This is a genomic window from Bifidobacterium callitrichos DSM 23973, assembly GCF_000741175.1.
GTDB classification, from domain to species: domain Bacteria; phylum Actinomycetota; class Actinomycetes; order Actinomycetales; family Bifidobacteriaceae; genus Bifidobacterium; species Bifidobacterium callitrichos.
The window spans coordinates 1-15,503 of record NZ_JGYS01000017.1 but is presented as its reverse complement, the minus strand read 5'-3'; the positions used below and the strand labels follow the sequence as shown (position 1 = coordinate 15,503).

At 63.7% G+C, this 15,503-nt stretch carries 9 protein-coding genes; 4 read left to right on the top strand and 5 right to left on the bottom strand.

Going from position 1 to position 15,503, the window contains the following annotated elements:
- Positions 1–5: 5 nt before the first annotated feature.
- Positions 6–1,106 (top strand): tryptophan--tRNA ligase, encoded by a 1,101-nt coding sequence (gene trpS / locus BCAL_RS09075; protein WP_043166651.1) that lies wholly within the window; start codon positions 6–8, stop codon positions 1,104–1,106.
- A gap of 317 nt (positions 1,107–1,423) precedes the next feature.
- On the opposite strand, the gene BCAL_RS09070 is transcribed toward trpS, so the two are convergent.
- Complete coding sequence (locus BCAL_RS09070) at positions 1,424–2,473, bottom strand: DUF559 domain-containing protein (protein ID WP_052119234.1); 1,050 nt, start codon at positions 2,471–2,473, stop codon at positions 1,424–1,426.
- Between the two features lie 309 nt (positions 2,474–2,782).
- Here BCAL_RS09070 and BCAL_RS09065 point away from each other — a divergent pair, with 309 nt between their 5' ends.
- Entirely contained in the window at positions 2,783–4,363 is a 1,581-nt protein-coding gene (locus BCAL_RS09065) for an amidohydrolase (RefSeq protein ID WP_052119235.1), read from the top strand.
- A 380-nt stretch (positions 4,364–4,743) separates the two neighbouring features.
- On the opposite strand, the gene BCAL_RS09060 is transcribed toward BCAL_RS09065, so the two are convergent.
- Positions 4,744–6,405 (bottom strand): sodium/proline symporter, encoded by a 1,662-nt coding sequence (locus BCAL_RS09060; protein WP_152600388.1) that lies wholly within the window; start codon positions 6,403–6,405, stop codon positions 4,744–4,746.
- A gap of 177 nt (positions 6,406–6,582) precedes the next feature.
- Positions 6,583–8,721: a threonine/serine exporter family protein gene (locus BCAL_RS13805; protein WP_238549680.1), complete on the bottom strand. Its 2,139-nt coding sequence runs from the start codon at positions 8,719–8,721 to the stop codon at positions 6,583–6,585.
- Between the two features lie 533 nt (positions 8,722–9,254).
- Here BCAL_RS13805 and BCAL_RS09050 point away from each other — a divergent pair.
- On the top strand, positions 9,255–12,011 hold the full coding sequence (locus BCAL_RS09050; protein ID WP_043166655.1) for a phosphoenolpyruvate carboxylase: 2,757 nt from the start codon (positions 9,255–9,257) through the stop codon (positions 12,009–12,011).
- Positions 12,012–12,442: 431 nt separating this feature from the next.
- Positions 12,443–13,735 (top strand): OFA family MFS transporter, encoded by a 1,293-nt coding sequence (locus BCAL_RS09045; protein WP_043166657.1) that lies wholly within the window; start codon positions 12,443–12,445, stop codon positions 13,733–13,735.
- Here BCAL_RS09045 and BCAL_RS09040 read toward each other — a convergent pair.
- Positions 13,683–14,300: a hypothetical protein gene (locus BCAL_RS09040; RefSeq protein WP_043260084.1), complete on the bottom strand. Its 618-nt coding sequence runs from the start codon at positions 14,298–14,300 to the stop codon at positions 13,683–13,685. The genes BCAL_RS09045 and BCAL_RS09040 overlap by 53 nt on opposite strands.
- A gap of 313 nt (positions 14,301–14,613) precedes the next feature.
- Positions 14,614–15,503 (bottom strand): thioredoxin family protein (locus tag BCAL_RS09035; protein ID WP_043260082.1); only part of this gene is annotated, 890 nt, incomplete at its 5' end.

Sequence of the window (15,503 nt, the reverse complement as noted above, 5' to 3'; positions counted from 1 at the left end):
TACGTATGACGGAAGAAACGCAGGAGCCGCAGATCACGGCCGCCGGCAACGAAATGAGCGCCAGCTTCCTGGCCGCGAAGAAGCGCTCGGACGCGACACTGGCCAAGCTCGAAGCCGAGCCGGGCAAGTTCACGATGCTCACCGGCGACCGCCCGACCGGCCGTCTGCACCTCGGCCACTACTTCGGCTCCATCAAGGAGCGCGTGGCCATGCAGAACAAGGGCGTGCACTCCAACATCATCATCGCCGACTACCAGGTCATCACCGATCGCGACACCACCGAGCACATCCAGGACAACGTCCTCAACCTCGTGCTCGACTACATGGCCGCCGGCATCGACCCGAAGAAGACCATGATCTACGCGCACTCCGCCGTGCCGGCCGAGAACCAGCTGCTGCTGCCGTTCCTCTCCCTCGTCACCGAGGCCGAACTGCACCGCAACCCGACCGTCAAGTCCGAGATGGAGGCCTCCGGCCACGCGCTGACCGGCCTGCTGCTCACCTACCCGGTGCATCAGGCGTGCGACATCCTGTTCTGCAAGGCGAACGTCGTGCCGATCGGCAAGGACAACCTGCCGCACATCGAGATCACGCGCACCATCGCCCGACGCTTCAACGAGCGCTACGCGAAGAAGCACCCGGTGTTCCCCGAGCCGGCCGCGATCCTGTCCGACGCGCCGGAGATCCCGGGCCTCGACGGCCGCAAGATGAGCAAGTCGTACGGCAACTCGATCATGCTGGGCGCCACCGCCGAGGAGACCGCCAAGCTCATCAAGAAGAGCCCGACCGACTCCGAGCGCACCATCACGTTCGATCCGATCAACCGTCCGCAGGTCTCCGCGCTGCTCACCACCGCGGGCCTTGTCACCGGCCGCGACCCGAAGGAGATCGCCGATGAGATCGGTGCCGCGGGCGCAGGCGCGCTCAAGGCGTACGTCATCGAATCGGTGAACAACTTCCTCGCCCCGCACCGCGAGCGTCGCGCCGAGCTGGCCAAGGACATGGACTACGTGCGCGACGTCCTGCACGACGGCAACAAGCGCGCCAACGAGATCGCCGAGGCCACCCTCGACGAGGTGCGCGAGGCCATGGGCATGAAGTACTGATATTCAGTAGTACCGAAGCAGTACCGAAGCAGTACCGAAAGCAGCCTGATAAGGACGTTCGTTCCCCCTATCTGCGTTACATGAGGTACTTTCGGCATCGTGCGGACATCTATCTCGCTTACATGGGGTACCAAGCCGAAGTATAAGGGCCGGAAAATGGCTTAGCCCCAACGGCATCAAGCCGTTTTCCGGCCCTTATACCCAAGGCGAGTACCCCTCGCAAGCGAGATAGATGTCCGCACAAGGCTGAAAGTACCCCTCATAACGCAGATAGCAGACGCAGATAGGCAGTGTCCTAGTCTGGAGAACCACCATCCTCACGGGTCACAGTCACCGATGACATCGACCAGCGCCTCACCATCACCGACACCAGAATTCAACAATGGGGTGAATCCAAGTCGCAGGTGCATCGGCTTGCGATACCGACTTCTGCCATCGCAGATCTGACGAATGGTCTTTCTCTCGGTCAGTGGTGTGATCGAACCCGTTACCTCGTATATTCTCTCTGCAACCCTGCCGGCCAAGGCCGCTTCAGAGGAGTCATCACCAATATCCATTGTCGTCACTTGGACATACTTCCATCCTGCGTCCTCGAGTATCTGCCGCCTTTTGACATCGGTTAGCCATTGACCGGCATGATGAGAGCCGTCATATTCGACACAGATTTTGAACTCGGGATACGCAAGGTCCAAATACAGGGTCTTCTCTCCATGTCCGATGAACACGGGGTAGTTCACTCGAGGACAATCCAATCCGTATTTCATCAACGCCAATCGAGTGCGCGTCTCCATCGAGGAATCCGTGCCCTCGCGAATCATCGGCAGCGCACGACGACAATCGGCATATCCTCTGAACATCCGACATTGGCGCCCCGCCTCACGCTCCTGCCGCGCATACTCCTCGGCACCATCGAGGTACAGGCCCAGTTCCTCCACCGTCGACCGACGCAGACGCCCATCACGCCGGGTCATGGAATCCCCCAGCACGATAAGCTCCTCCAAACCCACATATGGGGCGAACATTGCCCACGTGCAAGGCGGTGACGTGCATGCGAACTGCCGTTCGACCGTGACGGTGTCCATCGGGAACCGCCACACCACCGCATTGACTCCCTTGACCCGGTATCGGCGATTGAGATGAGGAACCGCCACCACCACGTCTTCACTGGTTCGACTACGCTTCCGGTACCGCATTCGCCGACGCGACGGCAACGCAGGCATGCGAGGCAACTCGATCGCCATCAGCTCCAAAGCGGTCGATAAAGCATATGGCGGACGCCAATCCGTGCGCCGTTGAATCGCAGCGCACACCTCCATACGACGATATTTCAGTTCCGTAAGCTCAGTCAATGCCATCGAATCGCCCATCAGATCCTCCTCGATCCTCTGCTTTCCTTGCCCGGCACAACCGTGCAATCCCTTTCTTCGAGGACTGCGAGATGCAGGCATCCGGCTTAACCCAGATTATGCGGTATTGGGGAATCGCACCTTGATCGAAGAATAAGCCGTGCATAGATGCGGGCGTTTGTGGATAACCGGGCCATCGCGCTGTCGGACACCGCCGGGCGGGGACGGCACAGGAGACGGCACAGGAGACTTAACCATTCGACACAATCATTCGGCTCAACGGTCGAAAGGACGCCTCTCTCCCTCATCCGACAGTGGCACCATAGCGGTATGGACAACGGCAATAGCACGAGCGGCGATCCGAACGACCGCGATCTCAATATCATCAATGCGCGCATTCCCGGCAGCGATGTAGGCACGGATACACGCGTGGACCTCAGCATCCGCGCAGGACGCATCGTCTCCGTGACGCCATCTTTGTCAACGACGTCAGTCTCGGCTTCCGACACGGCCGACACCGACACGGCCGACACCATCGACGCCGACGGTCTGTGGGTCATCCCCGGACTGTGGGACTGCCATACGCATTTCACGCAGTGGTCGAAAACCCTCGGTCGCCTTGATCTGATCAGCGCTCGGTCGGCCGACGAGGCGATGGCGATGCTTCGTGCGCATCTTGACGAACGCCGCGCCGCAGGCACACTCGACCCGAATGCGTTCGTGGTGGGCATGCGGTTCCGTCACTCGCTGTGGTCCGACGATCAACAGCCCACGTTGGCTGCGATCGATGCGGTGACCGGCGAGCAGCCGGTCGCGCTTTCCAGCGCCGACATGCACTGCGGATGGGTGAATTCGGCGGCGGCCCGACGACTTGGCGTCCATGTGGATGAGAAGACCGGGCTCGTCGGCGAGCTCGAATGGTTCGACGCCTACACTCAGTTCGACAAGGCGCCGGGGGCTGCCGAGGAGACCGACCGTCTGCTTCGTGAGGCCGAGCGGGATGCGGCCGGCAAGGGCGTGGTCGGCATTCGCGACTACGAAATGGCCGAGAACATCGCCACGTGGATCCGTCGTTTCGCTTCCGGCATCGATCGTCTGCGCGTCGCTGCCGGCGTCTATCCGGAACGCCTGCAGCAGGCCATCGACGACGGCTGGCGTACCGGAAAGGAGCTGCCCGGATCGCAGGGGCTCGGCACGGTCGGCGCGATGAAGCTCATCTCGGATGGTTCGCTCAACACCCGTTCCGCCTACTGCTCGACCCCGTATTCCGGCATCGAACCGCCGACCTACGGCACGCTGAGCTACACGCCGCAGCAGATCGAGGAGTACATGCGGCTCGCCACCGAGCATGGCTTCGAGATCGCCTGCCATGCGATCGGCGACGAGGCGAACACCATCGTGTTGGATGCGGCCGAGCGCACGCGCGCCCATGGGTCGATCGAGCATGCTCAGATGCTCAAGCGCTCCGATATTCCGCGCCTTGCGAAGCTTGGGCTCGACGCGAGCATCCAGCCGCAGCATGCGATGGACGACCGCGATGTGATCACCCGCTTCTGGGCGCATCCGGCCGGCATCCCCTATGCATTCCGGTCGCTGTACGACGCCGGCACGCGGCTGCGCATGGGGTCGGATGCCCCGGTTGCGCCGCTTGACCCGTGGATGGCCATCTCCGCGGCGGTGTTCGGCACGGAGAACTCCGATCGAGAGCCGTTCCAGCCTGAGCAGTGCCTGCCTGTGGACGTGGCATTGGCCGCATCCACGGCGGCCGGGCGCGACCATCTCGAAGCCGGCGACCCCGCCGATCTTGTGCTCTTGGACACCGACCCGTACGAGGCCCGGACCCCGGAGGAGATGCGCGCCATGCCGCAGCACGTGTCGATGACGTTCGTCGGCGGGAGGCGCATCTTCTGAACGGCACGGTGATGAACAGTGCGGTGAGGTACTAGACAAGCTATCTGCGTTACAAGGGGTACATTACGGCGTTTGCGGACATCTATCTCGCTTACGAGGGGTACTTGTCCGAAGTATCAAGGCCTGAAAACGGCTTGACCTCGTTGCAATCAGGCCGTTTTCGGTCCCGTATACCTGACATAAGTACCCCACGTAAGCGAGATAGATGTCCGCAACAGGCCGAAAGTACCCCTTGTAACGCAGAAACCCAGCAGAAAACCAGTATCCTGCGCCGTCGATTCATTAATGAATCGACTATCTCATGCCCACCTTGTGCTAGACCGGCTCATCCTGCAATCAGGGACGTGCTGCGCGCGCATTCTGCAACCCACGCCCCCGCATCACGCATCGTGGGCGGTATCACCGCGCCGCGGATTGACCTCGGATTCCATGGCCTGCATCGGCTCGTCGACCAGAAGCGTGCCGGAGGGCAGGGTGCCGGGCAGCGGATCATCCATGTAGTGATCGAATTCGTAGAGCATGCGATCGCTCGGGCGGGCCGTGAGCAGCGAGACCACGATGATGCACGCCAGCGAGATGAGGAACGCCGGCAGCAGCTCGTAGATCGCGAACACGCCTCCCAACGGCTTGATGAGATTATGCCACACGAGCACCGCGGCGGTGCCGGAGATCATGCCGGCCACCGCACCCGCCTTGTTGGCGCGGCGCCAGTACAGCGCGCACAGCATCAGCGGGCCGAACGAGGCACCCAGACCGGCCCACGCGTAGGAGACGACCTGGAAGATCGACGAGTTCTGGTCGTAGGCCACGAGGATGCCGAACAGGAACATGACGATCAGCGTCAGACGCGCCACGATCATGACCTGCCTGTCCGTGGCCTTGCGGTGCAGCAGCCCGCGGAAGATGTTCTCGCCCATCGCGGAGGCGCCGATGATCATGTACGACGAGCTCGAGCTCATCGAGGCGGCGAAGATGCCGGAGACGACCACACCGCAGATGAAGCTCGGCAGCAACGTCTGCGCGAGCACGATGAAGATGGTCTCCGCGTCACCCGAGGTGAGCAGATGCGTCGGCATCATCGCGCGCCCGACCAAGCCGATGCACACCGCGCTGGCGAGCGATAGCACGCACCATGAGGTGGCGATGATCCGCGATTTGCGCACCTCCTCGACGCTGCGAATCGACAGGAATCGCACAAGCACCTGCGGCATGCCGAAGTAGCCGAGACCCCAGGCGAGCATCGAGACGATGGTGATGATGCCGTAGTCGGCAGGTGCGCCGAACACCGCCTTGCCTGCCTCGACGAGTTGCTGACCGGACGTCGGGTCGAGCTGCGGCACCGCCACCTGCGTGCCGGAGATGAAGCCCGGGATGGCGCGCAGGAACGCGACCGTATTGCCGATGCCACCCGCGGAGGCCACCGTGCCGATGAACACGACGGCGAGCGCGGAGAACATGAGCACTCCCTGGATGAAGTCGGTCATCACGACCGACAGGTATCCGCCGACGATGGTGTATACGAACACGACCAGCGCGCCGATGATCATCATGAGGTGATAGTCGAATCCGAAGAGCGCGTGGAACAGCTTGCCGACGGTCACGAAGCAGCTGCCCACGTACACGCAGAAGAACACGAGGATGATGAGCGCCGCGATGGTCGAGATCACGCCGCGATGGTCATGGAAGCGCTTGGCGAAGAAGTCGGGGATGGTGATCGCGTCGCCGGCAACGACCGAGTAGCGGCGCAGTCGCCGGGCGACGAGCTTCCAGTTGAGGTATGTGCCGAGCGCCAGTCCGATGGAGGTCCACATCGGGTCGGCGGCGCCGGTGAAGTAGGCGAGGCCCGGCAGGCCCATGAGCAGCCATCCGGACATGTCGGACGCTTCGGCGGACAGGGCCGTCAGCCATGGCCCGACGCCACGGCCGCCGGCGAAGTACTCCTTCGATGAGGAGTTCGATCGTTTGGAGTAGATGAATCCGATGGACAGCATGGCCGTGAAATAGATGACCATGGCCAGTAGGATCCAGAAATCGTTCGCCACGATAAGGCCGCCTTACTTTCTCTCGTTCCGCTCTTGTCTTGTATGCTCGTTCCCCGATATCGCTCGACGTTCCCCGACAGTGCGGACAATCCGCCGAAAACGCCACGAAACCGTCTCAGAGTATGGGCGCGTTCGGCCGCGGCGCGAAGGTCGGTTAGCCTGCCGATCAAGCGCCGATCAGATGTCGTAGCGCCAGGACTTGTCCGTGATGACGCGGGCCATCGCCAGCCCGATCGGCAGGCAGACGATCACCATGAACGCGCGGAACGCCCAGTCGAGTGCGTGGATCGTCTGGAAGCTGCCGAGGTACCACATCGCGCGGTACATATACATGCCGGGGACCATGATCACGATCGACGGCACGGTCAGGCAGATGCGCGGATAGCCAAGGTGCGGGGGCAGCCAGCCCTTGCGTACCGAGGATCGCCATGCGGAGGCGAGCAGGCCGGCGAGCAGGGCGCCGATGAATGCGCCCGCTTCGGCGGGCACGCCGGCGTCGACGATCTCGAGACGCAGGGTGTCGGTGATCATGCCGATGACGGCGGCGGTCAGGCACATGCGCTGCGGCGAGTTGAACATGATCGAGAAGCCCCAGACTCCGAGGAACGCGAACACGGCGCGCAGCAGCGCGTTGACCCACGGGTTCAACCCGAGCGGCTCGAATCCGGTGGGGTTGAGGTGCACGATCGTGGCGATCATCCAGCCTGCGAGCGTGGCCATGAGCACGATGCACAGGAAGTAGGCGAGACGTTGGATGCCCGAGGGGAAGTCGATCTTCGCCATGTCCAGTCCGCTGGTGATGAGCGGGAAGCCGGGGATGACGAAGAGCATCGCGCCGATGTACGCGGTGTCGTGCTGCAGGGCGATCGGGTCGAACAGGCCGATCAGTCGCAGCGTGCCGGTGCAGGCGAGCGCGGCGACGGCCACGCACACGAAGGTGACGAAGAACTGGTTCAGGTGGTGGGCGAAGAGCCGGCGGCGCAGCCAGTGGCCGAGTCCGGCGCCGACGAACGCGCCGACCATGTCATACGGGCCGCCGCCCAGAAGGAACACGAAGGATGCGCAGGCGATGGCGGAGGCGAGTCCGGCGAACGCGGGGGAGTAGAGCGGCTTGCGGTGCTCGATCATGTCGAGTCGCTTGTGCGCCTGCCGCACGGTGATGCCGGGGCGGCCGGCCACGGGTGTCTTGCCGACGTGGTCGAAGTGTTCGGCGTATTCGCCCTTCGGCGGCTTGTGATCACGTTTGCGAGAGGAGGATCCCGCAGTGCCGTTGGCGGCCTTGGCGCCCTTGGCACCGCCGTTGGTGCCGCCGCCGTTGCCGACGAAGCCTTCTTCCGGTGCCACGCCATGACGGCCTCGGCCCTCATGCGCGTCACGGACCTCACGGAACTCACGATCGACGAGGCGCTCGCGTGACGGCTTACGATCGGCCATCCTGTCCCTCATGTCCTCGAAGTCGGGCCCCATCACCTCGGAGTCGGCGTGACCGGATCCGTTGACGCCGCGGCGACGATGCCGCTCCTGCCGTTCGCGCTCCTCTTGCTTGGCGAGTTCGGCGCGTTCGGCGAGCGATTCGGTCATCGCCGACTTGGACCAGTCGCTCTCATGCACGTCCAGCGGTTCGGCGAGCGGCTGGCCGGGATCGGTGTGCTGACTTGCTGCCTCGAGAGCGTCGAGGACGGCGTCCTGCCCATCCTGTTCAACCTGACCGGACTTGCCGTCATGACCCAACTGACCCGACTGGTCCAACTGACCCGACTGACCCGACTTGACGTCATGGCCGCGGCCGGCGAGGCGATTCACCCATGTCGCGACCGTACCGGCTCCCGTCGCACCTCGCGCCTCCTGCGCCTCGGCCTGACGCTCCCGTTCCTCCTTCTCCTCCTCGCGCAGCTCCTTGGCGAGCTTGGCGGACATCTGCGAGGCGTCCTTCTCGTCGAGGTGCTGCATGAGGCCCTTGGACACCTCGGGGCGCGTGTGGTACATGCTCTCCTCGCCGAGGTTCACGCTGAACCAGTCGGCGAAGTGCTCGAGCAGCCAGATGCGTTCGGTGTTGACGCCGGTGGTGGGCAGGTCGATGACCTCGGTGATGCGGTCCTTGCCGTCGGTGCACGCGGCCTCGATGTCGGTCAGGTTCACGTCGGCGCGCACGTGCACGCCGAGCGGGTAGGCGATGCGATGCATCATCTCGCGCACGCGGAACGATCCGGTTCCGGCGGACAGGTCAAGCAGTCCGACGCGCACGATGACGCTCGCCTTGGCGGCGATGCCCGCCTCGGTGATCGGCTTGTCCCAGTCGCGTTCGATGTCCTCCATGTCCAGCGGAATGGAGTGCGTGTGGTAGTGCGATACGGCGATCGCACCGTGCTCCTTGGGCGGTTCCTTGGTATCGGTGCGGCGCCCGTTCTGTGTGTCGGTATGGTCCGTCTGCTGTTGCATGTGTATTCGATTCTGATGAAAGAAATCCGACGAATTGCGATGGAATCCCCGCAAATTTCCCGAGATCGTACGCTACCCCGCGCCCTTCCCCGAACATCGCCGCGTTCACTTTCGTGTCCACCTTTCGGACAATCGGTGGTCGCCATATGATCGTCCCACGTTTGTTCCACGGTCATCACACGATCATCACACGACCATCGCACGGAAAACCGACCACCCCCGAATATCCACATAATCGCCCGATAATCGAACTTCGTAACATAGATGGCGATTTCGCGACGATAGAATGCTGACCACAACCAAACGCCGTATACGGGCTGTGGGCTCGCAACGGACGGCCTCAACAACCGCGGAGGAGCCGCGGGCGACCGTCAGACCGGGCAACCTGAGGTACGGCAGAAGGAGGTCTGATGACAGATAACGATCAGCAGATCACGCCAGCCGACGCGACGATAGTCTCGACCGGTACGGGAACCAAGGGTCCCGAAGAGCGTGCTCTGCCCGAATCACTCGCCAACGACATGGATCTGTGTCTGCACATCCTGCGTGATGTACTCGGCGAATTCGATCCCAAATTGCTTTCCACGTTCGACGAAGTACGCAAGTACGCCGTCGAGGCCAGCGCCGAGCATTTCGAAGGCGTGATGGTCGATCCCGATCCGGATCACGATGGTCTCAAGAAGGCCGTGGAAGTCATCGACGCCATGAAGCTTCACGACGCCCAGCTTCTGGCCCGCGCATTCGCCACCTACTTCCACCTCGCCAACCTGTGCGAGGAGGACTACCGCGTCTCCGTGCTGCACGCACGTGAGGCCAAGGTGAGCGACGACAGCGCCGTGGACCCGATCAACGAGCTCACCGTCGCCTACCACCAGCTCATCAACGAGATGGGCCCGGCGAAAGCCAAGGAGCTGCTCGACCAACTCGAGTTCCACCCGGTGTTCACCGCGCACCCCACCGAGGCCCGCCGTAAGGCGGTCGAAGGCAAGATCCGCCGCATCTCCGAGCTGCTGACGGCCAACAAGCTGCTGGGCGGCTCCGACAAGAAGGAGAACCTGCGCCGTCTCTACAACGAGATCGACGCGCTGTTCCGCACCTCGCCGATCGCGCTCAAGAAGCCGACCCCGGTCGAAGAGGCGGACACGATTCTCGACATCTTCGACAACACGCTCTTCCACACGATCCCCAAGGTCTACCGTCGCTTCGACGACTGGATCCTGGGCGACAAGGCCGGACTCGTCGAGCCCGTCTGCCCCGCGTTCTTCCACCCGGGCAGCTGGATCGGCTCCGACCGCGACGGCAACCCGAACGTCACCGCGAAGGTCAGCCGTCAGGTCGCGCGCAAGTTCTCCGACCATGTGCTGGCCGCCCTCGAGGAGGCCACCCGCACCGTCGGCAAGAACCTGACGATGGAGGCCGAGACCACGCCGCCGAGCGCTGCGCTCAAGGTGCTGTGGAGCCACCAGAAGGAGATGAGCGAGAGGCTCACCGACAAGGCCGCGCTGATCTCCACCAAGGAGCTGCACCGCGCCGTCATGCTGGTGATCGCCGATCGCCTGCACTACACGATCCTGCGCGACGCCGACCTGATGTACCACACCTGCGACGACTTCATCGCCGATCTCAAGACCGTGCAGCAGTCGCTGGCCGACGCGGGCGCCAAGCGCTCCGCCTACGGCCCGCTGCAGGACCTGATCTGGCAGGCCGAGACCTTCGGCTTCCACATGGTCGAGATGGAGTTCCGTCAGCACTCGGTCGTGCACTCCCGCGCCCTCGCGGATATCCGCGAGCACGGCCTGCACGGCGAGCGCGGCGAGCTGCAGCCGATGACTCAGGAGGTGCTCGACACCTTCCGCGCCCTCGGCTCGATCCAGAAGCGCAACGGACTCAAGGCCGCACGCCGCTACATCATCTCGTTCACGAAGAGCGCGCAGAACATCAAGGATGTCTACGAGCTCAACCGTCTCGCCTTCGCGCATCCGGAGGACGTGCCGACCATCGACGTGATCCCGCTGTTCGAGCAGCTCGAGGATCTGCAGAACTCGGTGGACGTGCTCGAGGAAATGATCAAGATCCCCGAGGTGCAGGCTCGTCTGAAGGCCACCGGCAACAAGCTCGAGGTCATGCTCGGCTACTCCGACTCCTCGAAGGACGCCGGCCCGACCTCCGCCACGCTGGCCCTGCACTCCGCGCAGGAGCGCATCGCCAAGTGGGCCGAATCGCACGACATCGACCTGACCCTGTTCCATGGCCGCGGCGGTGCCGTCGGTCGTGGTGGCGGCCCCGCCAACCGCGCGGTGCTTGCCCAGCCGGTCGGATCGGTCAAGTGCCGCTTCAAGCTCACCGAACAGGGCGAGGTCATCTTCGCCCGCTACGGCAACCCGGTGCTGGCCATCCGCCACGTCGAGTCCGTTGCGGCGGCGACCCTGCTCCAGTCCGCGCCGAGCGTCGAGAAGCGCAACACGGACATGACCGCCAAGTACGCCGAGATGGCGCACGAGCTCGACGAGGCCGCGCACAACCGCTTCCTCGACCTGCTGCACACGCCCGATTTCGCGCAGTGGTTCTCCACCGTGACGCCGCTGACGGAGATCGGCCTGCTGCCGATCGGCTCCCGTCCGGCCAAGCGTGGCCTCGGCGCGAAGTCGCTCGACGATCTGCGTACGATCCCGTGGATCTTCTCCTGGGCTCAGGCGCGCATCAACCTGGCCGCATGGTACGGCCTCGGCACCGCATGCGAGCAGTTCGGCGATCTGGAGACGATGCGTCAGGCCTACGAGGAATGGCCGCTGTTCTCCACGTTCATCGACAACATCGAGATGTCGCTGGCCAAGACCGACGAGCGCATCGCCAAGATGTATCTGGCGCTCGACGATCGCACGGATCTGCCGGAGAAGGTCATGCACGAGATGGAGCTCACCCGCAAGTGGGTGCTCGACATCGTCGGCGACAAGTGGCCGCTGCAGCACCGTCACGTGCTCGGCCAGGCCATCCGAATCCGCTCCCCGTACGTGGACGCGCTGTCCGTCACCCAGGTGCTGGCGCTGCGTTCGCTGCGTAAGAAGGTGGACAAGGAAGAGCTCTCCAAGAGCCAGCAGGCCGGGTTCATCTATCTCATCCTCTGCACGGTCTCCGGCGTCGCCGCAGGCCTGCAGAACACGGGCTGATTCCGGTCCGCGCCGTCGAATCATCGGGGAGCCCCGCAACCTCTGTCAGGTTGCGGGGCTCCCCCGTTTAGCACGTCTTGGCGCGCGAAACCCCCGTAACGCGAAAAAGACCTCCGGACCTTGCAGAGTTTGTCGTTTCCCGTCCGCCCGACCGGTGCAATCCCGCACTCCGCCTCCCATCCAACCGTCCGATGTGAACCATCTCACCGAAATCCCCCATCCCAGCCGCGGGTACCGAAACGCCACCCTGCTAGAATGCTGCATTGTCGGCATCGACGAGAGCCAGTAGCGCCGATGAACCTTACACCAACGATGTTCGCATGTGCGGGCAGTACCGTCATGTGCCACGTAGGTTGGTGCGGATTCGGGTGAGGCGTCTCTTGCGGAATCGTCGGGCAACCGGCATCGGCAGTGAAAGGGGACATCCGCCTATGGCACGAATCGCTTCCGCCGGGAACCGCTGGACCAGCGCGATCATCCCGGCTCTTCTCATCCACATTCCAATCGGCACGGTCTACTGTTGGAGCGTCTTCAAACAGCTCATCGCCGACCGTCTCCACGCCGCGCCCGCCTCGGTGGAGTGGGCGTTCTCCCTCGCCATCTTCTTCCTCGGCATGTCCGCCGCGTTCGCGGGCCCGATGGTGGAGAGGAACATCAAGCGGTCCGCCTTCGTCTCCATGGTCTGCTTCGTGGTCGGCTTCGCCGGCACGGGCGTGAGCATCGCCGCCGGATTCCTGCCGGGCGTGTTCATCTGCTACGGCGCGATCATGGGCGTCGGACTTGGCGTGGGCTACCTCACCCCGGTCAAGAACCTGATGCTGTGGTTCTCCGACAACAAGGGCCTCGCCACTGGCATCGCGGTCGCCGGGTTCGGACTCGCCAAGGCCATAGCCAGTCCGCTGATGGAATACCTGATCGGCACGGTCGGTCTGGTGAGCATGTTCTTCGTGCTCGCCGCGGTCTACGCGGTCATGATGCTGGTCGGATTCCTGCTCATCCGCCGTCCGGCCGGCTGGACCTACGATCCGGCCACCTCGCACGTCAGCCGCGTCTCGATCTTGAAGAAGCCGGTGTTCTGGGGCATCTGGATCGCCTTCTATCTCAACATCACCTGCGGCCTGGCGCTCATCAGCCAGGAGAAGGACATCCTGCACGACGTGCTGGCCGCCCTCCCGCAGTATGCCGCGTTGGCTCCGTCCGATTTCGCCGCCGCCACTGCAGGCGTCATCGGGCTGGTGCTCGCCATCGACTCCGTGTTCAACACGGCCGGACGTATGGGCTTCTCAACGCTGTCCGATCACCTCAAGCGCCGTGAGACCGTGTATCAGGTGATCTTCATCATGTCGATTCTGGTATGTCTGCTGCAGGTCGCGCTCAACAGCATCGGCAACGCGCTGCTGTGGGCGGTGCTAGCCATGCTGTTCCTCATCAACGCGGGCTACGGCGGCGGATTCTCCACGCTGCCGGTGCTGCTCGACCAGCATTTCGGTACGAAAACCGTCTCCACCACGCATGGGCTGACGTTGAGCGCGTGGGCGTTCGCCGGCCTGTCCGGCAACCAGCTCGCCTCGTTCGTGGTCACCCACTCCCCCGACCAGACGCATCGTTACTCCGCACTGATTCCGGTGCTCGCCGTGCTGTTCACAGTGGCGCTGCTGTGCGCGACGCTCGTCACAGTCGCCGGCAAGCACGCAGGCCACGAACCAGACGCGCCGCGAGCCTGACCAGCAGGGTCGCGGCGAGGCCGATGCAACCGGAAGCGGCGAACAGCTCCATGAACCACCACACCTGCCCCAGACTGATCCAGTTCAGTATCCACGGTCCGACCTGCGTGCACACGGAGTTTACCGCGCAGAAATCACTCGCCACGGCAAGCATGAATATCAGCGGGAACGCGGGAAGCGCGGAGATCAGGGGGAACAGGAACGCACGCAAGGCACCGCGGACCGTCGCCCAGTCGGCCACGCGATGCGACGCCCCGGATTGTGGATTCGGCAGCGGCTCTGATTCCGGTTCCGGCAGCGATTGCGGTCTCAGCCCGTATATCATGCCCACGCCCAACAGCACGGGCGGGAACAGGAAGTTGATCATCAATGCGGTGCCCATGGAGAATGCGCCGCGCGTCTCGTAGTCGGCCCAAGGCAATTCGCCCATCGCAACACACATCAGCAACAGCATGTACAGGACGCACACGGCCACCACACATCCGATGTGAATCCAATCCCGTCCATGCTCCCGACCGCGCATGTCGGGAGAACCTGCTGCACCACCCATCGCATCGTCGCGCATGTGAAGCTCCTTCGCCGAGCCTTCGCCATTGATACACACCATGGCATCCGCAATCCTGGTTCGCAGGGGTACATCCGCCGCCCTGCCGACATCCATCGACGTTACAAGGGGTTGCCGACGGGGCGTATCCTGCGAACAAACGGCACATTCCGCCCCGATAAGGGCATGTCTACGCTGAATGAGCACCCCTCCTAAGCAAGATGGATATCCGGAGGCGGGAAGATCCACCCCTGCAAACGCAGTTGGCAGCCGGAAACGCCCGGTCGCCGGAATCCGAACCGCCGGCGACCGGGCGTGACTCGCGGAGCGCAGGCTACGCGCCGAGCAGGGCGAGCATCTGGGGAATGCTCTTCTTGCCGAACTCGACCTTCTGCTCACCTGCGGCCGCAGCGCCATCCGCGCCGGCTCCAGCGCCACGATTGATGACGATGCAGGGCACGCTCATCGCACCGTACTGGTCCTTGAGCTCCGGGAAGTGCGAGATGTCGTAGGCCTCGGCGCGTACGTTCGGGTTGAGCGAGGCGATGCGCTGGGAGGCGAGTACCGTCTCCGGGCACATCGTGCAGGTGAGCGACACGAGGATCATCACATCGGTCGGCTTGTCGATCGCCTCCGCGCGCGAGCGCAGATCGTCGTCCAGAGGCTGGCCGGGGCCGGCCGCGTTGTACAGGCCCAGCACGAACGAGTTGAACTCGTGGCCGGAGGGCACGCCATGGAACGCGAGGCCGGTGAACACCAGTCGCCCGTCATCACCGGCGACGCACAGGCGCGCGGCCGGACGAGCGCCGGGCAGCAGTCCCGCCGCGTCGAACTCGGCGCGGCCGGTGTCGTCCAGCGTGCCGTACGTCGGCAGCACAGAGGCATCGCCATCGGCCTCCGCCGGCAGCACGATCTGAGCCGGTTCGCCGACGACCAGCGATTCCGGCGCGGACGAACCGTCGACCGCCGTGACAAGTCCGGCCGCATCGATCGCCACGGAGTTCAACTTGCCATTGGACAGCGCGACCATCTCACCGACGAATCCCTGCAATTCCGCCGAAAGCGGGGTGTCATCCAGCTCCAGCGCGAGCGTGACCGGACGGCTCATGCGTCCGAAGACGACGCCGAGCTGCTGCTTGATCGCGTCGGAGAACAGCTCGCCGGGCTTGCGCGAGGCGGACGCGGCCGCCGCCGCATCGGCGCTGCGCTTGACCGGCGCGGGGG